Source organism: Embleya sp. NPDC025285 (assembly GCF_055558835.1).
The window spans coordinates 342,501-366,876 of sequence record NZ_JBVHLU010000001.1 but is presented as its reverse complement, the minus strand read 5'-3'; the positions used below and the strand labels follow the sequence as shown (position 1 = coordinate 366,876).

23 protein-coding genes are annotated in these 24,376 nt (G+C 71.0%); 6 read left to right on the top strand and 17 right to left on the bottom strand.

What is annotated here, in order from left to right:
- Nucleotides 1-30: 30 nt before the first annotated feature.
- Nucleotides 31-516, bottom strand: coding sequence for a nitroreductase/quinone reductase family protein (locus ACZ4FV_RS01510; protein WP_395859665.1), 486 nt, complete (start codon nt 514-516; stop codon nt 31-33).
- A gap of 320 nt (nt 517-836) precedes the next feature.
- On the opposite strand from ACZ4FV_RS01510, the gene ACZ4FV_RS01505 reads away from it, so the two are divergent.
- The gene (locus ACZ4FV_RS01505; protein WP_402229095.1) at nt 837-992 is read left to right on the top strand and encodes a hypothetical protein; all 156 of its coding nucleotides are present in this window, start codon (nt 837-839) and stop codon (nt 990-992) included.
- A 99-nt stretch (nt 993-1,091) separates the two neighbouring features.
- Here ACZ4FV_RS01505 and ACZ4FV_RS01500 read toward each other — a convergent pair whose 3' ends face one another.
- The 15 genes from ACZ4FV_RS01500 to ACZ4FV_RS01430 form a co-directional block, all read right to left on the bottom strand.
- Nucleotides 1,092-2,285, bottom strand: coding sequence for an amidohydrolase family protein (locus ACZ4FV_RS01500; protein WP_395859667.1), 1,194 nt, complete (start codon nt 2,283-2,285; stop codon nt 1,092-1,094).
- Between the two features lie 5 nt (nt 2,286-2,290).
- On the bottom strand, nt 2,291-3,169 hold the full coding sequence (locus ACZ4FV_RS01495; RefSeq protein WP_395859668.1) for an amidohydrolase family protein: 879 nt from the start codon (nt 3,167-3,169) through the stop codon (nt 2,291-2,293).
- Nucleotides 3,170-3,252: 83 nt separating this feature from the next.
- On the bottom strand, nt 3,253-4,632 hold the full coding sequence (locus ACZ4FV_RS01490) for an aspartate aminotransferase family protein (protein ID WP_395859669.1): 1,380 nt from the start codon (nt 4,630-4,632) through the stop codon (nt 3,253-3,255).
- Nucleotides 4,613-5,251: a phosphorylase family protein gene (locus ACZ4FV_RS01485; protein WP_395859670.1), complete on the bottom strand. Its 639-nt coding sequence runs from the start codon at nt 5,249-5,251 to the stop codon at nt 4,613-4,615. The genes ACZ4FV_RS01490 and ACZ4FV_RS01485 overlap by 20 nt, the downstream gene beginning before the upstream one ends.
- A gap of 2 nt (nt 5,252-5,253) precedes the next feature.
- Entirely contained in the window at nt 5,254-7,170 is a 1,917-nt protein-coding gene (gene shc, locus ACZ4FV_RS01480) for a squalene--hopene cyclase (protein WP_465321565.1), read from the bottom strand.
- Between the two features lie 4 nt (nt 7,171-7,174).
- Nucleotides 7,175-8,203 carry a polyprenyl synthetase family protein gene (locus ACZ4FV_RS01475; RefSeq protein WP_395859672.1) on the bottom strand — a complete coding sequence of 343 codons (1,029 nt, stop codon included), beginning with the start codon at nt 8,201-8,203 and terminating at the stop codon, nt 7,175-7,177.
- Nucleotides 8,200-9,573 (bottom strand): hydroxysqualene dehydroxylase HpnE, encoded by a 1,374-nt coding sequence (hpnE, locus tag ACZ4FV_RS01470; RefSeq protein WP_395859673.1) that lies wholly within the window; start codon nt 9,571-9,573, stop codon nt 8,200-8,202. The genes ACZ4FV_RS01475 and hpnE overlap by 4 nt, the downstream gene beginning before the upstream one ends.
- A gap of 89 nt (nt 9,574-9,662) precedes the next feature.
- A complete protein-coding gene (hpnD, locus tag ACZ4FV_RS01465) occupies nt 9,663-10,544 on the bottom strand; it encodes a presqualene diphosphate synthase HpnD (protein WP_395859674.1) in 882 nt (293 codons plus the stop codon).
- 10 nt (nt 10,545-10,554) lie between these two features.
- A complete protein-coding gene (hpnC, locus tag ACZ4FV_RS01460; protein WP_395859675.1) occupies nt 10,555-11,454 on the bottom strand; it encodes a squalene synthase HpnC in 900 nt (299 codons plus the stop codon).
- A gap of 511 nt (nt 11,455-11,965) precedes the next feature.
- The gene (locus ACZ4FV_RS01455; protein WP_465321564.1) at nt 11,966-12,970 is read right to left on the bottom strand and encodes an oligopeptide/dipeptide ABC transporter ATP-binding protein; all 1,005 of its coding nucleotides are present in this window, start codon (nt 12,968-12,970) and stop codon (nt 11,966-11,968) included.
- Complete coding sequence (locus ACZ4FV_RS01450) at nt 12,967-13,941, bottom strand: ABC transporter ATP-binding protein (RefSeq protein WP_395859677.1); 975 nt, start codon at nt 13,939-13,941, stop codon at nt 12,967-12,969. Before ACZ4FV_RS01450 ends, ACZ4FV_RS01455 begins: the two co-directional genes overlap by 4 nt.
- Nucleotides 13,941-15,524 carry an ABC transporter substrate-binding protein gene (locus tag ACZ4FV_RS01445; RefSeq protein ID WP_395859678.1) on the bottom strand — a complete coding sequence of 528 codons (1,584 nt, stop codon included), beginning with the start codon at nt 15,522-15,524 and terminating at the stop codon, nt 13,941-13,943. The genes ACZ4FV_RS01450 and ACZ4FV_RS01445 overlap by 1 nt, the downstream gene beginning before the upstream one ends.
- Entirely contained in the window at nt 15,521-16,489 is a 969-nt protein-coding gene (locus ACZ4FV_RS01440; protein WP_395859679.1) for an ABC transporter permease, read from the bottom strand. The genes ACZ4FV_RS01445 and ACZ4FV_RS01440 overlap by 4 nt, the downstream gene beginning before the upstream one ends.
- Nucleotides 16,486-17,469: an ABC transporter permease gene (locus ACZ4FV_RS01435; protein WP_395859680.1), complete on the bottom strand. Its 984-nt coding sequence runs from the start codon at nt 17,467-17,469 to the stop codon at nt 16,486-16,488. The genes ACZ4FV_RS01440 and ACZ4FV_RS01435 overlap by 4 nt, the downstream gene beginning before the upstream one ends.
- A gap of 212 nt (nt 17,470-17,681) precedes the next feature.
- A complete protein-coding gene (locus ACZ4FV_RS01430) occupies nt 17,682-18,371 on the bottom strand; it encodes a biliverdin-producing heme oxygenase (protein ID WP_395859681.1) in 690 nt (229 codons plus the stop codon).
- 532 nt (nt 18,372-18,903) lie between these two features.
- Between ACZ4FV_RS01430 and ACZ4FV_RS01425 the strand changes: the two genes are divergently transcribed.
- The 5 genes from ACZ4FV_RS01425 (at nt 18,904) to ACZ4FV_RS01405 (ending at nt 22,930) form a co-directional block, all read left to right on the top strand.
- Nucleotides 18,904-19,611, top strand: a complete 708-nt coding sequence (locus ACZ4FV_RS01425; RefSeq protein ID WP_402229106.1) for a neocarzinostatin apoprotein domain-containing protein — start codon at nt 18,904-18,906, stop codon at nt 19,609-19,611.
- A gap of 51 nt (nt 19,612-19,662) precedes the next feature.
- Nucleotides 19,663-20,289: a neocarzinostatin apoprotein domain-containing protein gene (locus ACZ4FV_RS01420; protein WP_402229109.1), complete on the top strand. Its 627-nt coding sequence runs from the start codon at nt 19,663-19,665 to the stop codon at nt 20,287-20,289.
- Nucleotides 20,290-20,318: 29 nt separating this feature from the next.
- Entirely contained in the window at nt 20,319-20,642 is a 324-nt protein-coding gene (locus tag ACZ4FV_RS01415; RefSeq protein WP_395859684.1) for a DUF2470 domain-containing protein, read from the top strand.
- Nucleotides 20,643-20,907: 265 nt separating this feature from the next.
- A complete protein-coding gene (locus ACZ4FV_RS01410; RefSeq protein ID WP_402229112.1) occupies nt 20,908-22,374 on the top strand; it encodes an MDR family MFS transporter in 1,467 nt (488 codons plus the stop codon).
- Nucleotides 22,375-22,411: 37 nt separating this feature from the next.
- Entirely contained in the window at nt 22,412-22,930 is a 519-nt protein-coding gene (locus ACZ4FV_RS01405) for an SRPBCC family protein (RefSeq protein ID WP_395859686.1), read from the top strand.
- 135 nt (nt 22,931-23,065) lie between these two features.
- On the opposite strand, the gene ACZ4FV_RS01400 is transcribed toward ACZ4FV_RS01405, so the two are convergent.
- The gene (locus ACZ4FV_RS01400) at nt 23,066-24,376 is read right to left on the bottom strand and encodes a DUF1214 domain-containing protein (RefSeq protein ID WP_395859687.1); all 1,311 of its coding nucleotides are present in this window, start codon (nt 24,374-24,376) and stop codon (nt 23,066-23,068) included.

Here is a 24,376-nt window from a genome sequence, read left to right as displayed (position 1 = left end):
GCGTGCTTCGAGGCGTTCGGGCTCGAGGCGTCAGTCGCGGCGGGCGATCAGGGTGGTTTCCGGGAGGCGGACCAACGGAATCCGGCGGTCGGTGCGGGTCTGGTAGTTGTTGTAGTACTCGCGGTCGGCGGTGAGCGCGGCCCAGGTCTTGGTGTACTCGTCGCCGTCGAGGATCTCGGCGGTGCTCCAGTACGTTGCGTGCTGGACGCGGACCAGCAGTTGCGGGTTGGCCGTGCGGTCGGACAGGTTCACGTACCAGGACGGGTGCTTGGCGGCGCCGGCGAAGGAACCGACCACGACGCGGTGGCCGTTCTCGTCCGCCCAGAACGGGAGCGCGACCTTGTGCAGCTTGCCGCTCTTGCGGCCGACCGTGTGCACGAGTACGTGGTTCATCCCGGCCAGGAGCCAGACGTCGTCGCCGTCCGACTGCTCCATCTGCGAGACGTGCTCCTTGGTGAAGAGAACGATCTCCTCGGGCGAGGGCTCGATGAACTCGTCGTTCTTCTGTTCCACCATGATCGTTTCGCTCCCGGGAAGGCACGCGCGGCAGTTCGGTTGCGCGACTCTAGTCGGGCCCCCGCCAACCATCAATGGCCGTTCGGGGATCGCGCGACGTGGGCCGCGTCACGACGCGACGGTCCCCCGTTCGGCCACCGACGCGGCCGCCCGAACGAGACTCGGCACGACCGTCGAGCGGGATTGCCGGGGCCAGGCGATGGCCGGAACCGCAGGTGGGACGTCCGCAACCGGTCGGTAGACGACGCCCGGGCAGGGATGGCGGGCGGCGACGGAGACGGGCAGCGGCGGGATCCGGAGAGAACCTGCTGGGTCACGGGGTGGGCGAGACCTGGGCGTGGGGACTCGCCGACATGGTCGAGTCCCTGGACGCCCAGGGCTACTACGGCGCCGACGCGCCGAGCACCCCCGACGACACGCCGACCACGTGCCGCCGATGGTGCGAGGAGGTGCTGCGGCCGGCCGTGGCGTCCTGAGGTCGAGGCGGCGGCTCCGACGGCCGCCGCCGATCACCACCGACGACCGTCGACGGCGGCGGAGCCGTTCGAGCGTGATCCGGCCGGTGGCCGAGACGGCTACGGCCGGGTGAACGCCGGGCTGTTGCTGTCTGCGGGGAGGTCGGCCAAGGGCTCGGCGAGTTCCGCGTGGGTCGGGCCGACCTCGGCCGCCAGTGCGTCCAGCGCGGGCAGGTCGAAGCCGTACAGCGTCGCCGCGTTCCCGGCCAGGATCGCGCGCAACTCGGTCGGCGAGGCGTCGTGGAAGGACCGACGCAGCGCCTCCCGCGTGTACGGATAGGTGCCCTCGTCGTGCGGGTAGTCCGCGCCCCACATGTAGCGGTCGATGCCCAACTCGTGCCGCGCCAGCGCCTCCGTCGGCGACGGGAAGCTCGCGCCCACCCAGCAGTTGCGGGCGAAGTACGCGCTGGGCGGCTCCGGCAGCCGGTCGGCCTCGGTGTACTTGAGCTCACCGATCCGACCGGTGGCCATCTGCGCGTGGTAGCCGTCCAACTGCCGCAGCAGCGGCGGGATCCAGGCCGCGCCCTGCTCGGTGATGGCGAACTTGAGCCGGGGAAAGCGCGCGAACGCCCCGGAGAGCAGCATGTGGGTCAGCGGCCGACGGGAGAACAGCGTCGCCTCGGCGATCCACAGGAACGTCGCGGCCGGGTGGTCGCCGTAGTCCGGACTGCCCGACCCGCCGTGGTTGACCACCGCCAACTCCAGGTCCTGGCACACCTCCCAGAGCCGGTCCCACTCCGGCGCGTACAGCGGCAGGATGCCGCTCACGTCCGGTGGCGTAGTCGGGATCAGGATGCCCGCGAGCCCCTGTTCCTTGGCCCACACCGCCTCGGCGACCGCGTCCTCGATGTCGTTCAGGAACACCTGGGCCAGCCCGGCCCGACGCACCGCGTTCGCCCCGCCGCACCACTGGGCCAGCCACCGGTTGTGCGCCCGGATCCCGGCCAGTCGGCGGGCGTAGGAGCGCGCCGACGGCGGGCGGGCGAGCAGTTGCCCGGTCGGGAAGAACGGCGGCACCGTGTTGGGGAACACCACCTCGGCGACGATGCCGTCCGCGGCCAACTCGGCGATCCGCCGGTCGTCGTCCCAGTTGCGGGTGCGACCGTCGCCCTGGAGGTCTCGGAACGGGTTGCGGTAGCGCTCCCGCCAGTCGTCGAACTCCGCACGCCAGGACGGGTCCAGGAACTCGCGATAGGTGTCCATCCCGGCGCCGGCGTGCCCGTCCGCCGAGATGATCGTGTGCCGATCCGACACGGCCCTCACCCCTTTCCGTCCAGCTTGAACACCCGCATCGCGTTCTCCCGCAGGAACTTCGCCCGCACCTCGGGCTTGAACGGCACGTCCGGCAGTTCCCGGAAGATCCGCTCCAGGGACAGGCCCATCGGGTAGTAGCCCGCGTACATCACCTTGTCCGCGCCGCGCGTGTTGGCGTAGTCGACGATCGCCTTGGGGTAGTACTTCGGCGCGAACGCCGACGTCATGTAGTACAGCCCCGGCCACTTGAGCATCAGCTTGACCGCGAGGTCCTCCCACGGCTCCGCGCCGTGGCGCATCACGATGCGCAACTCCGGGAAGTCGTAACAGACCTGGTCGAAGTGCATGACGTCCTGACACCCGGACGGCACCCGCGGGCCGGCGATGCCCGCGTTGGAGACGATCGGCAGGTCCAGGTCGATGCAGGTCTGGTAGATCGGGTAGTAGCGCCGATCGCTCACCGGCACCTGCGGGTTGCAGCCGGCCGGGAACGTGGTCACCGCGACGATGTGGTGCTCCTCGTACGCCCGGCGGATCCGGCGGACCGTGGTGGTGATGTCGTTGGGGTCCACCTCCAGCGTGGGCCGGAACCGGTCGGGGTGCTCGGCGATCGCCCGCAGCGCGGTCTCGCTCATCCCGACCAGACCGATCTCGACGCCACAGGCGTCCATCTGCCCGAGCGTCACCGTGATCGCATCGACGCCCTCGTCCAGGTGGTTCGGCACCCCCTTGAACATGTACTCGGCGGGGAACTCCATCTCGCCGCTCTCCGCGTCGCGCAGTTGCGGCTTCAGGAAGTCGTAGTGGCTCTTGGCCTGTGCGCTGGGGAAACCGATCATCAAGTCGATCGCCCCCGCCCCGGCCGTGGACCCGACTGCGGACATGGCAAAACCCCCTGCGCCATCAAGTTGATTGACTCCATCAACTTAACAGCAGCAGGGGGTATGGGCCATAGCCATGGAGGGCGTCAGCGGTTGGTCATCGCCTGCTTGATCAGGGTCCGTCCGAAGTCCCACATCAAACCGGTGCCCTTGTGCGCGTCGTCCATCACGTCCACGAACCCGGCCACGAAGTGCTCCACGTCCTCGGGTCCCACGACGTACGGCGGCAGCAGCTTGATCACGTCCATGTGGTCGCCCGCGACCTGGGTCAGCACCCGGTGCCGCTGGAAGAGCGGCACCACCACCATCTGCGCGAACAACCCGTGCCGAGCCGCCTGCAACGCCGTCCACCCGGCGCGCAGCTTGAGCGAGCGTGGCTTGCCGAACTCCAGGCCGATCATCAGGCCCCGCCCGCGCACCTCGGCGAACAGCTCGTACTTGTCGATCAGCGGGGCCAGACCGGCCACGAACGCGTCGCCCATCCGCGCGCTGTTGCCGATCAGGTCCTCGTCGTCGAGCACCGCCAGCGTGGCCAGGCCCGCCGCCATCGCCTGGTTGTTGCCGCCGAACGTGCAGTCGTGCACGAGCACGCGGTCCATCGTCGAGTAGACCTTCTTGAACACCCAGTCCCGGGTCAGCGTCGCGCCGATCGGCACGTATCCGCCCGACAGCGCCTTGGCGACCGTGACGATGTCCGGCTCGACGCCGTCCTCCCACTGGTACGCGAAGAATTTGCCGGTGCGGCCCATCCCGGTCTGCACCTCGTCGGCGATCAACAACGCGCCGTGTTCGCGCAGCAACCGCTGCGCGGCGGCCAGCCAGCCCGGCGGCGGAGCCAGCACGCCCTTGCCCAGGATCGGCTCGATGATCAGCGCCGCGACGTCACCGCGCTTCAACTCCCGCGCCAGCGCGTCCAGATCGCCCAGCGCGATGCCCACGTCCGGCAGCAGCGGCTCGAAGCCCTTGCGGAACTCCGCCGCGCCGTTGACCGAGAGCGCGCCCGTGGTCAACCCGTGGAAGGCGTGGTCGATGTAGACGATCCGCCGCCGCCCGGTGGCGAAGCGGGCGAACTTCAGCGCCGCCTCGACCGCCTCCGTCCCGCTGTTGCAGAAGTACACCCGGTCCATCCCCGGCGCCCGGGCCAACAGCCGGTCGGCCAGCGCGGCGGCCAGCGGCGGGGTGTGGAAGTGCACGATGTCCGGCAGATCGAGCGCGATCACGTCCTGCATCGCCTTGCGCACCACGGGGTGGTGCCGGCCCACACCGTAGGTGCCGAACCCGGACAGGAAGTCCAGGTACCGGTCGCCCTTGTCGTCGTACAGGTACGGCCCCTCGGCCCGAACGTAATCGCGGTCCATGCCGATCGTCCGCAGCACGCGCGGGAGTTGCGGGTTGAGGTGCTTCGCGTGCAGCTCGAAGCCGCGGTCCGCGTACGCCTCGTACGTCTCACCCAGGTCGAACGTCATCGCCCGCCGTACCTCCTGACTTGGTTCGCTCGTCGTTGGCCCAGTCAAGCAGGGCCGGGGTCGCGTGGCGCAACGTGCGGAATGCCTTGAACCCGTCCACCAGCAGGCGGGGCCGCAGCAGTTCCCGCTCCGGGGTGTCGGTGATCACCCTGACCACCCCGGCCGGCCGATCACCCGCCGCCGCGAGCAGGTACGCCGACTCCATGTCGGCCGCCAGCGCGCCGCGCTCGCGCAACGCCTGCCGGGCCCGGCCCTTGACCAATCGGTCCACGGTCTCGATCGGACCGTGATGCAACCTCAGCTTGGGCGAGACCCGCCGCATCCACTCCAACAACACCTCGGAGCTCGGCAGTTCGATCACCGTGCCGTCCGAGCCGCGCACCTCGGAGGCGATCACCACGTCGCCCACCGCGACCCTCTCCCCCACGCCCGCGCCGAATCCCGCGACCGCGAGCGAGCCGTACTCCGCTGCCGGGAGCTCGGACAGGGCCCGCGCCCGGGCGCGAGCCTTGTCCGGTCCCATCCCCGCGCGCTCCACGCGCACGTTGAAGGCGCCCATCAGCCCCGCCTCGACCGCGCGCATCTCGATGCGCAGCGGGGTGACCACCATCAGGGGCATGTTCAGTCCATCGTCCCGGCGTACCGACCGAGCGCCATCACGGGGAAGACGAGCCGGTACATGTGGTACTTGATGTAGAAGTCGCCGGGGAAGCCGGTGCCGGTGAACTGCGGCTCGTCCCACCCGCCCAGCTCGTTCTGATGCTCGGTCAGCCAGTCGATGCCGCGCTGCGCGACCTCGCCGAACTCGCCCGCCGCGTGCAGCGCGAGCAGCGCCCACGCGGTCTGCGACGCGGTGGATTCGCCGCGCCCGGACCAGGTCTTCGGCTGATCGTAGCTGCGCAGGTTCTCGCCCCAGCCGCCGTCCGGGTTCTGCCGTGCCTCCAGCCAGCGCACCGCGCGCCGGATCGCCGCGTGCCGGGGGTCGACGCCGGCGGTCACCAGCGCCGGCAGCACCGCGCCGGTGCCGTAGATGTAGTTCGCGCCCCAGCGGCCGAACCAGGAGCCGTCCGCCTCCTGATGGTCCATCAACCACTTGACGCCGTCGGCGACATAGGGGCTGTAGCGGGCACCGCCGTCGGCGAGCATCTCCACGATGTGCGCGGTGACGTCGGCCGAGGGCGGGTCGGTGACCGCGCCGAAATCACAGAACGGCAGCTTCAGCGGCAGGATGCTGACGTTGTCCGCGTCGAACGCGCCCCAACCGCCGTCCTTGCTGCGCATCCCGGCCGTCCACCGCTCGGCCCGGTCCAGGACCGCGTCCTTGCGCGCGCCGTCCGGGTGGTCGGTGTAGCGCAGGGCCATCACGACCTCGGCCGTGTCGTCGGTGTCCGGGTAGTAGTCGTTGGCGAACTCGAAGGCCCAGCCGCCCGGTTCCAGGTCCGGTCGGCGCACCGCCCAGTCGCCGACCTCGCGGATCTCCTCGTCCATCAGCCACCCGGCCGCCTTGACCACCCTGGGGTCGGCGGCCGGAACTCCCGCGTCCCGCAGCGCGACCAGGGTCAACCCGGTGTCCCACACCGGCGACTGGCACGCCTCGAACCGGCGGCGCAGCTCGCCGTCCTCGTCGGTGTCCACGATGGTGAACCCGTCCAGGCCCTTGATGCCCTGCGCCATCACCGGGTGGTTGAGCGGGTAGCCCATCAGGCGCAGCGCGATCAGCGAGTAGACCCACGGCGGCTGGATGCCGCCCCATCCGCCGTCCGCCTCCTGGCGCTGCACGATCCACTGCTCGGCCTTGCGCATCGCGGCCTGCCGGATCGGCTTGATCGGCCGCTTCTGGTACTGGTGCAGGCCCGCGTCCAGCGCGCGGAACGCCCGCGACCACGGGTCGTCGGCCGCGGGTCGGCCCCGGACCGCGCCGGTGGGGCGCAGTTCGGCGAGCTCGAACGGCGCGGGCCGGACCGGGCGCAGCGAGCTGACGATGGTCAGCGGCACGATGGTCTGCCGGGCCCAGCAGGCGAAGTCGTAGACGTTGAGCGGGAACCACTTGGGCAGGTAGATGATCTCCGGCGGCAACACCGGCAGGTCGTCCCACGACCACCAGCCGAAGAAGGCCAGCCAGAACCGGGTGAACACGCGGGTGTTGGCGATGCCGCCGCCGTTGCGGATGAAGGCCGCCGCGGCGGCCATGTGCTTGGCGTCCGGGTCGTCACCGGCCAGCTTGAGCGCGACGTACGCCTCGACGGTCACCGACAGGTCGGCGGGACCGCCGAAGAAGGTCGCCCAGGTGCCGTCCGAGCGCTGGTTGGCGCGGATCCATCGCGCACTGGCCAGGGTCTGCTCCTCGGTGCGGATGCCGAGGAACTCGCGAAAGAGCAGATCCTCCGCGTCCATCGTGACGTTGGTCTCCAACTCCCCCTTCCACCAGCCCGCATCGTCCTGAAGCTCCATCAGATGGGCGACGGCCCTGTCGAGTGCGCCCCTGACCCCGTCGTCGTCGTCGACGTCGCCGATTCCCGGCTGGACGGTCACTGTCATCTCTTCACAACTCCCGAGTGGTGGTGAAGGCCGCGAGTGAGGTCAGGTCCGTGTAGGTACCTTGCGGGACGTCCAGGGAGTCCAGGCAGGCCATGGCCTGCTCCAGGCGCCGTGCCGCCTCGGTCTCGGTGCGGGCACGTCCGCCCGCCTCCTCGACCAGGCGTGCGGCCAGGGCGAGTCCCTCCTCGTTGCGCGGTCCTTCGTCCGTGTAGATGCGCGCCAGCTCGCGTCCGGCGGTCGTGTCGCTCGAGAGGGCGGCGACGACCGGCACGGACTTCTTGCGTCGGCGCAGGTCGTTCCAGGCGGGTTTGCCGGTGACCTCGGGTCGTCCCCAGATCCCCAGCAGGTCGTCCACCGCCTGGAAGGCGACGCCTAGGTGGTGCCCGAAGCCGTACAGCGCCTGCACGGTGCGTTCGTCGGCGCCCGCGAGGGCCGCCCCGATCGCCGACGCGCAGGCCAGCAGGGCCCCGGTCTTGTTGCCCGCCATGGTCAGGCACTCCTCGACGCTGACGTCGAGTCGGGCCTCGAAGGACAGGTCCTGGGACTGTCCGTCGATCAACCGGGCGGTGGCCTCGGTGAGCAGTCGGGCGGCACGATCGCCGTCCGCGTCGTCGGCGTCCATCAGGACCTGTTCGGCCAGCACGAGCAGACCGTCACCGGCCAGGACGGCGAGTCCCGGACCGAAGACCTTCCACGCGGTGGGCCGGTGCCGACGTTCCTCGTCGCCGTCCATGAGGTCGTCGTGGATCAGCGAGAAGTTGTGCACGAGTTCGACCGCGACGGCGCCGGGCACGCCCACGCCGGTCGGCGCGCCGACCGCCTCGGCGGAGAGCAGCGCGAGCGCGGGGCGCAGCGCCTTGCCGCCGTTGCCGGGCAGTTCGCGACCGGCCTCGTCGGCCCACCCCATGTGATACGCGGCCACACGGGCCAGGGGCGGTTCGAGTCGGGCCGTCGCGACCCGCAGCGCGGGGCGGCTCGCCTCGCGCGCGCGATCGAGCACGGCGGGGGCGATCGATGCGTCGGCGAGCGTCATAGCGGCGTCGTCCTCTCCGGAATGGCACGGGTGCGGCCGAGATGCGGGAGGGCCTCGCGGGCGGCGGAAAGGCCGCTGCGAACGGCGCCCTCCATCGTCGCGGGCCATCCGGTGGCGGTCCACGCCCCGGCCAGGGCGAGACCGGGGACCGCGGTCCGGGGGCCGGGACGAAGCCGGCCCGAACCGGGAGCGGGACGGAAGGTCGCGGCCCGCTCCTTGGTCACCACGAACCGCTCGACCCGGGCGTTTCGGGCCGAGGGCAGCACGCGGGCCAACTCCGGGACGAACCTATCCCGGAGCTGTGCGCTCGTCAGGTCGATTTCCCGACCCGCCGCGGACAGCGACACGGCCACGTAGCGGCCGGCCGCCAGTCCGTGGCCGGCGCTGCGGTCGAACATCCACTGGACCGGGCTCCCGATGCCCGCGGCGAGCGGGACGTCCAGGACCGGGCGGTCGTAGAGCACGTGCAGGTTGACGATCGGCGAGGTGCCCAGGCCGGCGAGCAGGGTCGGGTCGGCGGGCATGTCGCCGAGCAGCAGGGCGCCCGCGGGCAGCAGTCGGGCCGCGTCGTAGTGCGGTACGGCCAGCACCACCGCGTCCGCCTCGATCCGCTCGCCGTCGGCGTGTATGGCGAACCCGCCGGCGCCGGCGTCGAGCGCGTCCACCCGGGTGCGCAGGTGCACCCGCACGCCCGCGCGCTCCAGCGCGCGGGTCGCCGCGTCGCCGTGCAGTTCCTGGAGCGGGACCAGGCTCCAGCCGATGTCGGCGCCGTCGTTGCGGTCGAGCACGCCGGTGCGGAAGACCTTGACGGCCATGCCGAGGGATGCCTCGGTGGCGGGCAGGTTGAGCGTGGCGATGCCGATCAGGTCCCACATCGCCTCGCGCTCGCGGGCGGTGACGCCGAAGCGGTCCAGCCACGCGGCGAAGGTGAGTTCGTCCAGGGCCGGGTCGGCCGGGTCCAGGCGGCGCAGGGCGAGTGCGGCCAGGCCGACTCGGGCCCGGCCGGCCATGGTGAGCAGGGGGTAGCGGGCCAGCGCCGAGGACAGGTGCAGCGGGGCGGGCAGCGCGGAGCGGCGCAGCCGGGTGCGGGTGCCCCAGGGCGTGCGGACCGGGACGTCCATCCGGGGCTGGAGGTAGACCTTGTCGGCGCTGCCGATCCTCTCCAGGAAGGAGATGTACTCGGTGCAGCAGCGCAGGAACACGTGTTGCCCGTTGTCGAGCCACATGTCGTCGCGGCGCAGCGAGAACGTCGCGCCGCCCAACCGGGGCCGGCCCTCCAGGAGGGTGACCCGGACGCCGGCGTCGGCGGCGGCCAGCGCGGCGGTGATGCCCGCCAGGCCGCCCCCGATCACCACCATGCGTGCGCTCATGCCTTGCTCCGTACCCACGTGATCAATCCCTGTACCGGCCCCTGCGACCGGCTTCCCGTTCCGGCCCGGGGCCGGTCATCGATCGATGTTCACCGCCTGCGCGCGAGCAGCGAACGCGCGCCGACCGGCAAGCCGGCCAGTGCGCGTGCGGCGATCTCGGCCTTCTCCCAGCCCGGGAGTGAGAGCCGGCCTATCAGCACCTGGCCCGGTTCCTCCATGATCCTGGTCAGCAGCCGGCGGTAGATGCCCGCCATCGCCCCGGTGCTGGCGGCGCTGCGCCGGTCGAGCAGCGGGAGCAGGGTCAGACCCCGCTCGAAGAGCTGCTCGGCGCGATTGCCCTCGAACCGGACCAGGTCCTCGAAGGCCGCGCTCTGGGTGAACCGGCCGCCCTTGTGCCACGCGTCCTCGAGGCCGAACTTGGCCAGGTCCTCGCGGGGCAGGTAGACCCGGCCGTTGTCCTTGTCCTCCTTGATGTCGCGGAGGATGTTGGTGATCTGGAGCGCGATGCCGAGGGTGTCCGCGAGATCGGGCGCGTGCAGCGAATCGCGCGAGCCGAAGATGCCCAGCGAGAGCCGGCCCACGGTGCCCGCGACGCAGCGGCAGTAGACCCGCAGCTCGTCGAAGGTCTCGTACTCGGTCTCGCGCACGTCCATCTCGACGCCGTCGATCAGTTCGTCGAGCGCGGGCAGCGGGATCGGGAATCGGGTCGCGGCGTCGGCGAGCGCGACCGCGACCGGGTCGCGATCCGCGCTCAGGTCCTTGAGTTGTTTGCGCATCCGGGCCAGCTCCGCGACCTTGCGGTCGGCCGGCAGGTCGCCGTCGCCGATGTCGTCGATCTCTCGCGCGAAGGCGTACACGGCGCTGAGCGCGAGGCGCTTGGGCTCGGGCAGCAGCCGGATGCCGTAGTAGAAGTTGCGTGCCTGATTGCGGGTCAGGCGCTCGCAATACGCATACGAAGCGTCGACGTCCATGGTTCCCCTTTTACCTCTTTCGTACCAGTACGCCGGACAGCTCGCGCAGCAGGGTGGCCTTGCCGGGCTTGGCCCGGTGGGCCAGGACGTCGAAGCCGACGTCCTTGATCGCGGCCACGGCCGCTCGTCCACCGGCCACGAACCCGGCGATCGCGAGGCGCTCGCGCCCTCGCAGTGTCCCCGCGAGCGGTGCGCCCAGGCGCAGCAGCTGCGTCGCGCGGTGTGTCTCGTAGGCGACCAGTCGCCGAACCGAGGGTGCGGCGGCGGGCGCCGCGAGGTCGGCCTCGGTGACGCCGAACCGATCCAGGTCCTCCTTGGGCAGGTAGATCCGGTCGCGTTCGAGGTCCTCGGCGACGTCCTGGAGGTGCTCGACGATCTGGAGCGCGGTGCAGATCTCGTCGGAGCGCGCGACGCGTTCCTCGCTCGCGCGACCGAACACGTGCAGCACGATCCGGCCGACCGGGTTCGCGGACAGCGCGCAGTAGGCGATCAGATCCTCGTACGTCGCGTAGCGGCGCACCACCTGATCCTGCCGGTTGGCCTCGATCAGACCCAGGAACGGTTCGATCGGCAGGTCGAGTTCGCGCACGCTCGGTTGCAGGCGGCGCAGCACCTCGAGCTTCGGGGTACCGGTGTAGACGCGGCGCAGGTCGCCCTCGAACGCGTCGAGCTGGGCGACCCGGTCGCCCGCGGCCTCGTCGCCGATGTCGTCCACCAGGCGGGCGAAGCCGTAGACGGCCAGCAGGTGGCGCCGGTGGTCGGGGCGCAGGATCCCCATCGCCACGGGAAAGTTCTCGTGGCCGGCCTGGCGCATCACCACGTCCGGGTCGACGACCGCGGCGTCGATGCCCGCCGAGTCCTCGTCGCTCGCGCCGGGCGCGCGCTCAAGACCGCGGGAATCACTCCCCATATCTCTCCCTGGACCCCCGAAAACATCCCCAACATTACAGTTGGCCAGGAATTCGTGCCGTCCCGGTCGGTCTGACGGTTCAGCTTGCCCGATCGAAGTCGGATCGATCAAGCACCGAGAACACGCGTGTCATAGCTCACCCGGACTTTTCCTTCGCGAAACACTTTTGTTATCACCGCGCACCTCTCGGGGACCGCCGACGATCCCCGTACCACTCAGGACGTCCGGCGTCCCCCGGTGGTTTCCGGGCACCTGAGGAGGTTTCGTCGCGCGATCCCCTCCTTGCGGAGTAGTGCGGAGTTCCGCCTTCCGCATGAGGAGTACGGCGATTATCCGTGCGCAATGGACCAAGTGGGGTCGATAAAGCGAGTGGCCGGCGAAATGTTGATCAACTTTCCGGATTTGCGGAATACCCGGAGGATAGCGGCGCGCGCCGACACGCCGCCGTACACCGAATCGATACCCGAATGCGCTGCCCGGGTCGAACCGCGGTCGCCTTACGATCCGCGCGCTACCTGCTCGGGGTCCCGGACGGGCCGGAGTGGGGATGGTGACAGGCGACCTCGACGTCGCCGAGCGACTCCAGCGGCGGTCGCCGTTCGCGACACACCTCGGTCGCGAACGGGCAGCGCGGGTGGTACGCGCAGCCGGCCGGCGGGGCGAGCGCCGAGGGCACCTCGCCGATGATGCCCTCGCCCAACGACGCCGCGTTCGCCCGGCCGATCCGCCCCGGGTCGGGCACCGGCACGCTCGCCAGCAACATCCGCGGGTAGGGGTGCCGCGGATCGCCCAACACGCGCTCGGCCGGGCCGAGTTCGACGATCCGACCCAGGTACATCACCGCCACGCGATCGGCGAGCCGGCGGGCGATGTCGATCTCGTGGGTGATCACCACGATCGCCAGGCCGAGTTCGGTGCGCAGCCGCAGCAGCAGGTTGACCACCGTCGCCTTGACGCTCGCGTCCAGACTCGCGGTCGGCTCGTCCAGGACCAGCACGCGCGGGCGCACGAGCAACGCGCGGGCGAGCACCAAACGGGCCAGTTCGCCGCCGCTGACCTCCCCGGGCAACCGGTCCAGATGATCCGCCGTCAGGCCGACCCGCTCGACCATCGCCAGGACCAGTTCCTCGCGCTCGGCCCGGTTCGCGCCCAGCCCGTGCACACGCAACGGCTGATGCAGCGCGTGCCGCAGCGAGCGGCGCCGGTTGAACGCGGCCCGCGGGTTCTGCGTGACGAGTTGTACCAGGCGCTGATCCGCCGGGCCGCGCTCGCCGGACAGGGTGCGGCCGGCCAGCGCGACCGTGCCCGAGGTCGCGGTGTCCAAGCCCGCGAGCACACGCGCGACGGTGGTCTTGCCGGAGCCGGACTCGCCGACGACGGCCAGCACCTCGCCGGCCGCGACCTCGAACGAGACGTCCTCGGCGGCGGGCACGACCCGCGGCTCGGCCCGCCGGCCGAACGGTTTGGGCAGGACGTATCGACGGGTCAGCCCGTCCACCGTCAACAGCGCGCTCACCGGCCGGCCTCCTCGTCCACCCAGTGGCAGCACACGTCGCTCGCGCCGTGTCGGGCCGCGGCCGGCATGCGTTCGCGGCACACGTCCAGCACGTGCGGGCAGCGCGGTGCGAATGGGCATCCGGGCAGCAGGTTCGCGCCGTCCGCGCTGCCCTCGACCGCGCGCAGCGGCCGATCCGCCGGCGTCGTCGCGGGCATCGCGGCGATCAGCGCCCGGGTGTACGGGTGCCTGGGCGCGGCGAAGATCTCCCGGACCGGCGCGGTCTCCACCAGGCGCCCGCCGTACATCACACCGACCCGGTCGCAGATCGTGGAGACCACCGCGAGGTCGTGCGAGACGTAGACCAGGGCGAGTCCGAGCTTGTCCCGCAGGGTCAACAACAGCCGCAACACCTGTGCCTGCACGGTGGCGTCCAAGGTGGTGGTCGGCTCGTCGGCGAGCAGCAGCGCGGGCTCGTGCGCGAGCGCGGCGATCGCGATCACCACGCGCTGGAGCTGCCCGCCGGAGAACCCGCCGGGCAGATCGCGCGGGCGCTCCAGGACCGGCCCCAGACCGATCCCGATCAGCGTCTCGCGGACCTCGACGTCGTCCAGCCGATCGCCCAGGTACCAGCGCAGTTGGCGCAGCACCGGCGTGGTCGGCGCGAGCGAGGTCATCGGCTGCTGGGGTACGAACGCCAGCCTGCGCCCCCGGATCCGGCGCAGGTCCCGCTCCCGCATGCCGGCCAGGTCCTCGCCTTGGAACTCGATGCCGCCCGTACGCCGCGCGCCGTCCGGCAGCAGGCCCATCAGTGCGGCGCACACGCTGCTCTTGCCGCTGCCCGACTCGCCGACCAGGCCCAGAATCTCGCCGGGTGCCACGTCGAAGGAGACCCCGCGCACCGCGGGCACCGGCCCGGCCGGGCCCCGGTAGTCGACGTCGAGGTCGCGCACCCGCAGCAGCGGCACCTCGGCCGCGGTCGCACCGTCCATCACACGAACCGCAGGTGTTGCGGGTCCAGCCGGCTGATCCGCAACATCGTCGGGTCCAGCGGGGACAGTTCGGCGCGCTGGGCGAGGGCGAGCTTGGGATAGGCGGGCGGGGTGATCACCGCGTCCTCGGCGAGCAGTTTGTCCACCCGGCCGAGCGCGGCCGCCCGCTCGGCGTCGTCCGAGGTCTGCCAGACGGTGTCGATCAGCTTGTCCACCTCGGGGTTGGCGTAGCCGCAGGAGAGCACGTTGGTGGAGCCGGCGGGCGCGAGGGTGAGGTAGTTCGCCGGGCCGGAGGTGAACCCGGACGAGAACGTGTTCATCAGCATGTCGTAGTCGCGCGAGAGCCACTTGTTCGACCACGGCCCGCCCGCGAGTTGCTCGATGGTGACGTCGAGGCCGATCTGCTTCCAGCCCGCCACCAGCACCTGGGCGATGTCGCGGATCCCCTGGTTGGTGCCGATGGTCACGGTGAACGAACGCTTGGCCGTCTTCGCCCGGGCCAGCAGCGCGCGGGCCCGCTCCAGGTCCGGCGCGGGTGCGAACGGCTTGAAGGTGGGATCCCAGCCGAGTTCGGCGGGCCCGATCGGGCCCTGGCCCACCGTGCCCTCGCCGCCGTACACCCGTTGCAACACCCCCTGGCGGTCCATCGACAGCGCGACCGCTTTGCGGAAATCGGGATCGTTGAACGGCTCCTTCTTCATCATCACGTAGCTGAGCACGTCCAACGGCGCCTCGGTGAGCACCAGCGCGAGCGACTTGTCCTTGCGGATCATGTCGAAGGTGGCGAAGGACGGTGCGGTGATCAGGTCGACCTTGCCCTGGCGCAGGCTCAGCACGCGCGTATTGGCGTCGGCGAAGACCGTGTACTCCATGCCGGCGAACGCGGGCGCGGCGCCGGCGGCGTACTGGCCGCCGTGGTAGCGGTCGAAGCGGGAGAGGGTGAAGCTCTGGCCGGCCACGAACCGGTCCAACCGGTACGGCCCGGTGCCCATCATCGTGTCCTTGCGGGCCACGTAGTCGCGGTGCGTGATCGGCAGGTTGGTCAGGTGCGAGCGCAGCAGGCCGTACGGCTTGCTCAGCACGATCCGCACGGTGTGCTCGTCGACCCGCTCGAACCGGGAGAGGTAGCCGAGCATGTAGGTGATCCACTCGCTGCCGGCCGAGAGGTCGAGCATGTGCGCGAGGGTGGCCACCACGTCGTCGGCGGTGAACGGCGTGCCGTCGTGCCACACCACGCCCTGACGCAGCCGGATCGTCCAGGCCAGCTTGTCGTCGCTGATCTGCGGTTCGCCATCCGCGAGCAGCGGCACCGAGGCGAGCTTGGCGTCGTAGCCGTACAGGCTCTCCATGATCGGCTCGGCGATCCACCGGGTGATCTCCGAGCCGGAGTCCAGCGGGTTCAGGCTGCCGGGCGCGGAGGCGACGCCGATCCGCAGGATGCCGTCCTTGTGGCGATCGGCCACCCGCTTGGCCCCGGAGGAGCTCGAACACGCGGTGAGCACGCCCGTGCCGCCGGTCGCCGCGAGCGCCGCGAGGCCGAGAAAGCCTCGACGGTTCAGGCCGACTGTGCGCACCGGGGTCACGGGATCTCCTTGGGAGTGGGAGTCTGCTCGAGGGTCGGGGACTGCTTTGCGGCCTGGGTCGGCTTTGTGGCCCGGGTCTGCCTGGGGATCCGGCGTGTGGTCGGGCCGGCCGCCGCGGGACGTGGTCGGGCGCCGGCGGATGTGTCGCCGAGCAGGTTGAAGCCCAGGATCCCGAGCACCAGGACGGTGCCGGGCAGCGTCGCGTACCACCAGTCGCCGCCGATGATCTGCCCGCCGGCGTCGGCGATCAGGTTGCCCAGCGTGGCCTGCGGCGGGGCCACGCCCAGGCCCAGGAAGCTCAGGCCGCCCTCGGCGAAGACCGCGATGGCCATCGCCAGGCAGGCCTGGCCGAGCACCGGCGGCCAGACGTTGACCAGCACCTCGCGGAAGAGGATCTCCCGGGTGGGCACGCCCAGTCCGCGCAGGTTGGTGACGTAGTCCTCGCGCATCTCCACCACCGTCGCGCCGCGCGCGACCCGGGCGAAGTAGGGCACGAAGCCCAGCCCGATGGCGAGCGCCACCCGGGGTCCGTTGCCCACGGTGATCGGCCCGAAGTGCATGTCCGCGGTGCCCATCAGACCGATCAGGAACATCACGAAGACGAACTGCGGCAGGGCCTGGAGGGTTTCCACCGAGCGCATCAGCAGGCCGTCCAGGCGCCCGCCGTGCCGATATCCGGCGAGCACGCCCAGCGGCATGCCGACCGCGACCGCGAAGCCGATCGAGGTCAGGCAGATCCACAGCGAGGTCCAGGCGCCCTCGGCGGTCCGGGCCAGCAGGTCGCGGCCGAGGTGGTCGGTGCCGAAGGGGTGCGCGAACGAGGGCGCCTCGGGGCCCGCGGTCACCAGCGCGGTGGGGTCGCCGTGCAGCCGGCCGACGGTGGCCACCAGGAGGTAGAGCAGGACGCAGGCCAGGCCGATCCAACCGGCCACGCCCCATCGCGGCAGGCGCGGTCGGGCCCTCACGCGGCCCGTCCGAGCTTGTCCCGGGTGACGCCCGCCGCGGTGCGCGGATCCAGCAGCGGGTAGAGCAGGTCGACCACCAGGTTCAACAGCAGGAAGATGGCCGAGGTCGCCACGCAAGCGCCGAGCGCGAGCGGGTAGTCCTGCCGCTGGAACGCGGTGACCATCAGTTGGCCGATCCCGGGGATCTGGAAGACGTTCTCGATCAGTACGGTGCCCGACAACAACCCGCCGAGCAGTACGCCGGCCACGGTCAGCGTCGGCAGCAGCGCGCCGCGCAGCGCCACCCGACGCAGCGTGAGCAGCCGCGAACCGCCCATCGCGCGGGCGAACAGCACATGGTCCGAGGCCATCGCGTCGGCCAGCCCGCCACGCAACGAGCGGGTGAGCATCGCGAAGGTGGCCAGGCCGAGCACGATCGCGGGCAAGACGAGCACCTTGAGGTTGGTCGCGGGATCCTCGCCGAAGCTGACGAAGCCGCCCGCGTTGGGCAGCAGATCGGGATGGCTGTCGCCGACCACCACGAGCGCGATCACGGCCAGCCAGTAGCCCGGCAACGACATCGCCACCACGCTCAGCACCCGCGTCCCGTGATCGACCACCCCACCGCGGCGCAGCACCGACCACACACCCAGCAGCACCGCCGGGATCACCGCGAACACGCAGGCGAGCAAGCCGAGTTCGAGCGAGATCGGCAGCGCGCGGCCGAGTTGCCCGGCGACCGAGGTGCCGTCGTAGAGCGAGGTGCCGAAGTCACCGCGCAGCGCGTCGCCGACATAGTCGAGGTACTGGGTCACCAACGGCCGGTCCAGACCCATCCGGTGCTCGACCGCGGCACGGGCCACCGGATCGGCCGCGACCTGCGGCGCGAGCTGGTTGACCGGGCTCACCGGGGACGCGTGCAGCAGCAGGAACAGGCCGGTCACGACGGCGAACATCACCACGACGACGCCCAGGACCCGCCGCACCAGGTAGTTCGTCATCACTCTCCCTGCCGATCCGATGCGCCATCCATTGTCGGACGGCGCATCGGACGGTGGGCCCCCGGGTCGTGCGGTGCCGGCGGAACGTGGCGTTCCGCCGGCATTCAGGCTGTCTCGGTCGTTCGGACGGTCTCGGTCGTGCAGGCGGTCTCGGTCGTGCAGGCGGTGTGGGTCGTGCAGGCGGTGTGGGTCGTGCAGGCGGTGCCGGTCGTTCAGGCGGTCTTGCGGAACCGCTCCAGGTCCCGACCCAGCTCACGCAGCACGGCGCTGTTGATGTCGTACGCGAACAGCACCTCCTGGATCACCAGTTCCTGCTCCTCGGCGTCCCACGGCGCGTTGTTCATCGCCGCGCGGTAGGCGTCCTTCCACACGGTCAGGTCGCCGAGTTGGTCGAACACGTAGAAGTCGCTGCCCTGGGTGCCGGGCAGGTCGTAGTGCTTGCGCATCTGCTTGGCGATGAACTGGCCGCCGGACATGTCACCGAGGTAGCGGGTGTAGTGGTGCGCGACGAAGCCGCCGGCCCAGTCGTAGCACTTCTCCCGCATCCGGTCGGCGTAGCGCACGGTGGCATCGTTCGCGGGCCACTCCTGCTTCCAGTTCTCGCCGGCCAGGAAGAGCATGTCGGCCTCGAGAATGGCCCGGCGATCCAGTCGCGCGTCGGCGAACGGGGCGCCGATCGGGTCGTTGCGCATGGTGTCCGCGGCGTCGTCGAGCACGACGTAGGCCCAGTAGTGCTGGGCCACCATCGCGGTGTACGCGTCCCGGGTCAGCTCGCCCTTCATCAGCGCCTCCAGGAAGCCCGAACCCTCGGCCTCCTGGTGGAAGGCCCACGAGCGCTTGCGCAGCGACTCGGCGAAGGTCGGGGTGGCACCGGCGGTTTCGGCGGTCTCGGTCGTGGTCATGAGGTTTCCCCTAGGTGCGACAAGATCTACCGAACGCGCACGAGTGAGTGCGTACGGTGCGAACTATGACGGATCAGGCGGCTTCGCCCGTGCGGATTCGGCGTTCCGCCCATGGCGAAGCGCTCGCGGGGATTCGGGTCGCCGCCCGTTTCCGCCGGCCCTCGCAGTCTGTGTGGCGCCATGCGGTGCCGTCAATAAGTTACCGACAACTTGTCGGCACGTTGTCGGCGGGGGGTGTCGGTGGGGACGCGGCGGGTCTCGGTCGACCCGGGGCGGCGATCGCGCGCGGCGGGCCGGCTCCTCGATCGGGCCGCCGCGGCACCGTCGTCACGCGGTTTCGCGTCGTTCGAGTACGGCGTTGTCGCGCGGTTTGCGCACCGTTGTCGTTCGGCGCCGTCATGCGGTTCTCACACCGTTCCCGGACGGCCTCGCGGGCAACCCCCGGAAGTCCGGGTGATCCGGCCCGGTCTTAGGATAGCCTCACCTCCAATCATTCCGTACGCAGTCGTACGGTCGGCCCAGAGGACACAACGTGAGCCCAGCCCGCACCGGACGCCTCGGCGGCACCGTCGCCGCGATCGCGACCCTCCTTCTCGCATGGGCGCTCGTCGGCCTCGCGAGCCCCGCGCACGCGAGCGGCACCCCGGCGGCGGGCAAGGCCACGCTGACCGCGGAGAAGACCACCGGGCTGAACCCGGCGGGCGACGTGGTCAAGCTGGTCGGCAAGGGCTTCACGCCCGGCGTACGGTTGTTCATCCTGCCGTGCGACCCCGCCCAGGGCGCGGGCCGCGCGTGCGACATGGGCTCGTTCGGCGGCCCCACCGAGGCGGACGCGACCGGCTCGTTCAGCACCGACGTCAAGGTCGCCGCCAAGTTCGGCACGGTCGACTGCCTCAAGACCCGGTGCGCCATCGCGACGTCCAACTCGGCCAACGGCAAGGACCGTACGCAGGAGGTCTACCTCCCGATCGGCTTCGCGGGCGAGGCTCCGGGCCTGCCCGCGAGCCCCGGGCCGGCCACCGCCGCTCCCCAGGCCGGCGCTCCCGGCGCGGGTGGTGCGCCGCCGTCCTCGGCCGCCGCCCCCGCCGCCTCGCCCGGTGCCGACACCGCGAAGACCTCGGCGCGGGACGAGGACGACGACAGCAGCAACACCGGCCTGATCATCGGGGTGGTCGCCGCGGTCGTGGTGGTCCTGGTGGCCGTCGGCGTGGTGGTCAAGCGCCGGCGCCAGGGCGCCTGACCCGGCCTCCCCCGACCCACCGAGCTCGTTCCCAGCTTCCGGAGTCCACATATGCGCAAGTCCCGTACCGCCGCGGCCGTCGCCGCCGGCGCGATCGCCGGCCTCGGCCTCACCACCTTCGCCGCCGCCCCCGCGTCGGCCGCCGACGCCCCCACCATCACCCTGTCCAAGTCGACCGGGCTGGCCGGCGGCGGCGAGGAGATCACCGTCACCGGCAAGGGCTACAAGCCGGGCAAGGGCGTGTACATCGCGCAGACCGTGGCCAAGCCGGCCGGCGGCGTGCCGACCCAGTACGGCAACGCGGGCTACGTCCCGCAGGTCGGCGCGGACGGTACCTTCTCGGTCAAGATCAAGCCCGCGCAGAGCTTCGAGGGCAAGGACAAGAAGAAGGTGGACTGCGCCGCCACCGCGTGCTTCGTGGCCACCTTCAACGACCACACCGACCTGGCCAACCGCGACCAGGACGTGTGGGTCCCGGTGACCTTCGGCGCCGCCGCGCCCGCGGCGCCTGCCACGACGACGCCGCAGACCGGCGCCACCACCGAGGCCGGCGAGCCGAAGTTGCCCAAGACCGGTTCGTCGAGCACGCAGCTCGCCTATGTCGGCGCGGGCATGCTGGTGGTCGGCGTGGGTGCGGTCGCCGCGTCTCGTCGACGCCGCGACTCCGCACGCGCCTGATCCCACCCCTACCGCTGGAGGCGACCCGCATGAGCGAGGCGAGCGTCAACCCGTTCGGAGCGGACGCGATCACCGCCGTCTGCAAGCACATGAACGACGACCACCCCGACGACTGTCTGCTGATCTCGCGCGGCCTGGGCGGGCAGCCGGAGGCCACCTCGGCCACGATGACCGGTCTGGACGGCGACGCGGCGTACTACTCGGCGATCGTTGCCGGCGAACCGGTCGCGGTGCGGGTGCCGTGGAGTCGTTCGATCACCGAGCGCCGGGACGTGCGGGTCGAGGTCGTCACGCAGTACAACGACGCGTGCAAGGCACTCGGTGTGCCGGCGCGCGGCGAGGGCGAGCACTGAGCGCGGTCGACCGGTAGGGAACCGGCGGGCCGACCGGCCCGACCACCTGTCAGACCCGACCACCTGTAACAAGCGTCACGCCGACGGCCCGGGAGGAAGCTCTCCCGGGCCGTCGGCGTTGGTCCGGTCGGGAAAAACCTGTCGTATGCACCTGTACGAAAAGATATAGTGAGCTTCGCTCAGTATCAGGCTTCGCCTCCACACTCGGCTCTCGCCTCCCCCTCCCGCCCTCCACGCACCCTCCCCGAACGAAGGCCCCTGCCGTATGCCGCCCATATCCGCGTCTCGCCTCAGCCAGAAGGTCGTGGTCGGCGCCGTCTTCGTCGCCGCGATGTTCGTCAACATCCTCGACATCACCATCATCAACGTCGCGCTGCCGGCGATCGGCAAGGACCTCGGCGCCTCCCAGGCGAGCCTGGCCACGGTCGCGGTCGGCTACCTGGTCAGCCTCGCGGTGTTCATCCCCGCGTCCGGCTGGCTCGGCGACCGCTTCGGCACCAAGCGCATCTTCCTGATCGCGCTCGCCCTGTTCACCGGCGCGTCCGCGCTGTGCGGGCTGGCCCAGAGCATCGACCAACTGGTGCTGTTCCGCATCCTCCAGGGCGCGGGCGGCGGCATGCTGACGCCGGTCGGCATGGCGATGATGTTCCGGGTCTTCCCGCCCGAGGAGCGCGTGCGCGCGTCCCGCATCCTGATGGTCCCCACCGCCCTGGCACCCGCGCTCGGCCCGGTGCTCGGCGGCCTGCTCGTGGACAAGGCGTCCTGGCGCTGGGTCTTCTACATCAACCTGCCGGTGGGCGTGGCCGCGTTCGTGTTCGGCCTGATCTTCCTGGAGGAGTACAAGAACCCCAAGGCCGGTCGCTTCGACCTGCCCGGCTTCGTGCTCTCCGGGGCCGGCTTCGCGCTGCTGATGTACGCGCTGAGCGAGGGCGCGACCAAGGGCTGGGGCTCGCCGATCATCCTGTCCACCGGGATCTCCGGGCTGATCCTGTGTATCGCGATGGTCTTCGTCGAACTGCGGGTCAAGGAGCCGATGCTGCACCTGCGGCTGCTCCGCGATCGGCTGTTCGTGAGCACCAACGTGGTGTCGATGGTCAACTCCGCGGCGTTCCTGGGCGTGCTGTACGTCTTCCCGCTGATGCAGCAGCAGGCGTTCGGCAAGAGCGCCCTGGAGACCGGCCTGCTCACCTTCCCCGAGGCGTTCGGTGTGGTGATCGCCACCCAGTGGGTCTCGCGCCTGTACCCGGTGGTCGGTCCGCGCCGACTGATGGCGGGCGGCCTGCTCGGCATCGGCGCGTGCGCGGCGCTGCTCGCTCTGGTCGACGGCGACACCTCGGCCGTACTGATCGTGGTGTTGATGTTCTGCACGGGTGCCTCGATGGCGCACGTGATGATCCCGATGCAGGCGGCGGCGTTCGCGCGTACCGCGCCGGCCGACAACGGCCGCGCCTCGACCCTCTTCAACGTGCAGCGCCAACTCGGCTCGGCCCTCGGCGTCGCGCTACTGGCGAGCGTGCTCGCCGGAATCGGCACGATGACCATCCACTCCGGCGGCGCCCCGAGCCCGAACCTGCACGCCTACCACGTGGCCTTCCTGGTCGCGGCCGGCCTCGCGGTCCTCGGCGCGATCGCCGCCCTGACCATCCGCGACTCGGACGCCGCCTCCACGCTCCGCAAGAAGACCGAGGTCGTCCCCGCCCCGAAGCCGGAGACGGAGAGCGCAACGGTCTGATCCGAGGTTCCGGCCGTCGGCTGCCTACACTCGGGCCATGGACAGGACCGACCGTGCGAGTCGGGTGATCGCAGCATCACCGGCGACCGTCTACGACGCCCTCCTGGACCGGGAGTCCCTCGAGACCTGGTTGCCGCCGGAGGGCATGCGCGGGCGGATCGAGCGGTGGGATCCGCGGCCCGGTGGCGGGTTCCGGATGGTCCTCACCTACCTCGACCCCACCGACAGCCCCGGCAAGACCTCGGACGCGACGGATGTCGTCGACGTCGAGTTCGGTGAACTGGTGCGGGCGGAGCGCGTGGTGCAGCGGGCCGTGTTCGAGGCCGACGACCCGTCGTACGCGGGGACCATGACGATGACCTGGCACCTCGTTGCCGATGATGGCGGTGGCAGTGGCGGTGGTGGCAGTGGCAGTGGCAGTAACCGTGGCGGGGACGCGACCAGGGTGACCGTCACCGCCACGGATGTGCCGCCCGGCATCGACCAGGCGGCACACGAGGTCGGAATCGCCTCCTCGCTCGCCAACTTGGCGGGGTACGTGGAAGAGACCGGCTGACGCACGTCGACGCCGAACCGGGCTGACGACGTCGGCCCGGGAGCGAGCGGCCGTCCGGGCGTTCGGTCCCGCCCGCCGGATGTGGCAGGACGTGTCGGCGTCGATGGCGGTGTCGGTGTCGGCGTCGATCCGACGTCAGGCCCGGAAGCGCCACGAGACGTGCGCGGAGCGCCTTCGCATCGTTTCGCGGCGTTCCGGTTCGTCGACCGTGCGGGTGGTCGGGACGAGGTGGTCGCGGACCTCGTGGCGGGGGACCACCAGAGCCCGGACGGTGGGTTGTTCGCGGGGGTCGAGCCAGCGGTGCGTCGCGAAAACCTCCGTTCGCCCCTCGGTGTCCAGCCAGTTCGGTACGCCGGGGTCCACCGCGCCGATCACGACCCGGATCAGCCCGTCGGGATCGCGCTCGGCCTGCACGTGATTGAGCGAGGTCTGGCGGTTGGCGAAATCGAGCGACTCGAACCAACCGGGGCTGTAGAGCTGGAGATCCCACTGCCCGGAGACGCGGGGGTCGGTCTCCACGATCAGCACCTGATCATCCGTCAGCCGCACCCGCGCGAAGCCGTACACGACCTCCTTGACCCCGCCGGCCACCGTGGCCGGCGTACTGAACGTGTTCACCGCCTGCCGGTCGCCGGTGGTGCGCACCCAGTCGTTCCAGACTTCGATCGAGTTCTCCACCGACGTCGCGGCGCCGTCGAGCATGCCCGCGACCCGCTCCGGGGTCACCCGTGCGGCCGGTCGCCCCTGGGTGTCCAGGCGTTCGAGGGCGAGCATGGCGGGCTGTTCCGGCTTCCAGTCGAAGTAGTAGTCGCGTACGTGCAGAACCCGGGCGTCCGGTGTGAGGGGGACCCAGTTCCCGGGCTGCTCGGTGGCGCTGAGGATGATCTCGACGGTGTCGCCGGGCCCGACGCCCAGCGCGGTCGAGGAGGTCTCGGCGACGATGTCGGTCCGCCCGGAGTGCATGTCCCCCGGTTTGACCTGGAGTACGAACTTCTCGCACGCGTTCATCGTCACGGTGAGCCGGTACACGCCGTCCCCCGCGATCGGCGCGCGGCGCGCGTTCTGGTCCACGTTCGGCCCGCCCCAGCGGTAGGCGAGGTCGTTGTGGGTGAAGAAGGCCGGGTTCTGCGGGTCGGTCGCGGCGAGTTGGTAGGTCAGCCAGCAGGCGACCTGATTGGCCAGGTGCCGGATGCCCTCGGCTCGGTCGGCGTCGGTCGCGCCGGGGAAGTCGGCCTCCAGGATGCGGTCGCCGAGGGCGGCCATGCGCTCGCAATAGGCTCGCCACGCGGTGCCGTTGACCACGTCGTGCGCGGGTGGGTCGTTGCGACGCGGGTCGTGGTGGTGCCGGTCGTGGTGGTGGCGGTCGTTCGCGACTTGCCGTTGCGGTGCTTGCTGGTGCGGGACTTGCTGGTGCGGGTCGTTCGCGCGGAGTTCGTTCGACTGCAC

Excerpts from the sequence above, each read along its gene's own strand:
- ACZ4FV_RS01410 (WP_402229112.1), top strand. The coding sequence starts at position 20,908 with ATGCCGCCCATATCCGCGTCTCGCCTCAGCCAGAAGGTCGTGGTCGGC.
- shc (WP_465321565.1), bottom strand. The coding sequence starts at position 7,170 with ATGACAGTGACCGTCCAGCCGGGAATCGGCGACGTCGACGACGACGAC.
- ACZ4FV_RS01420 (WP_402229109.1), top strand. The coding sequence starts at position 19,663 with ATGCGCAAGTCCCGTACCGCCGCGGCCGTCGCCGCCGGCGCGATCGCC.
- ACZ4FV_RS01490 (WP_395859669.1), bottom strand. The coding sequence starts at position 4,632 with ATGACGTTCGACCTGGGTGAGACGTACGAGGCGTACGCGGACCGCGGC.
- hpnD (WP_395859674.1), bottom strand. The coding sequence starts at position 10,544 with ATGGACGTCGACGCTTCGTATGCGTATTGCGAGCGCCTGACCCGCAAT.
- ACZ4FV_RS01475 (WP_395859672.1), bottom strand. The coding sequence starts at position 8,203 with ATGACGCTCGCCGACGCATCGATCGCCCCCGCCGTGCTCGATCGCGCG.
- ACZ4FV_RS01485 (WP_395859670.1), bottom strand. The coding sequence starts at position 5,251 with ATGCCCCTGATGGTGGTCACCCCGCTGCGCATCGAGATGCGCGCGGTC.
- ACZ4FV_RS01435 (WP_395859680.1), bottom strand. The coding sequence starts at position 17,469 with ATGACGAACTACCTGGTGCGGCGGGTCCTGGGCGTCGTCGTGGTGATG.
- hpnC (WP_395859675.1), bottom strand. The coding sequence starts at position 11,454 with ATGGGGAGTGATTCCCGCGGTCTTGAGCGCGCGCCCGGCGCGAGCGAC.
- hpnE (WP_395859673.1), bottom strand. The coding sequence starts at position 9,573 with ATGAGCGCACGCATGGTGGTGATCGGGGGCGGCCTGGCGGGCATCACC.
- ACZ4FV_RS01495 (WP_395859668.1), bottom strand. The coding sequence starts at position 3,169 with ATGTCCGCAGTCGGGTCCACGGCCGGGGCGGGGGCGATCGACTTGATG.
- ACZ4FV_RS01405 (WP_395859686.1), top strand. The coding sequence starts at position 22,412 with ATGGACAGGACCGACCGTGCGAGTCGGGTGATCGCAGCATCACCGGCG.
- ACZ4FV_RS01430 (WP_395859681.1), bottom strand. The coding sequence starts at position 18,371 with ATGACCACGACCGAGACCGCCGAAACCGCCGGTGCCACCCCGACCTTC.
- ACZ4FV_RS01450 (WP_395859677.1), bottom strand. The coding sequence starts at position 13,941 with ATGGACGGTGCGACCGCGGCCGAGGTGCCGCTGCTGCGGGTGCGCGAC.
- ACZ4FV_RS01415 (WP_395859684.1), top strand. The coding sequence starts at position 20,319 with ATGAGCGAGGCGAGCGTCAACCCGTTCGGAGCGGACGCGATCACCGCC.
- ACZ4FV_RS01510 (WP_395859665.1), bottom strand. The coding sequence starts at position 516 with ATGGTGGAACAGAAGAACGACGAGTTCATCGAGCCCTCGCCCGAGGAG.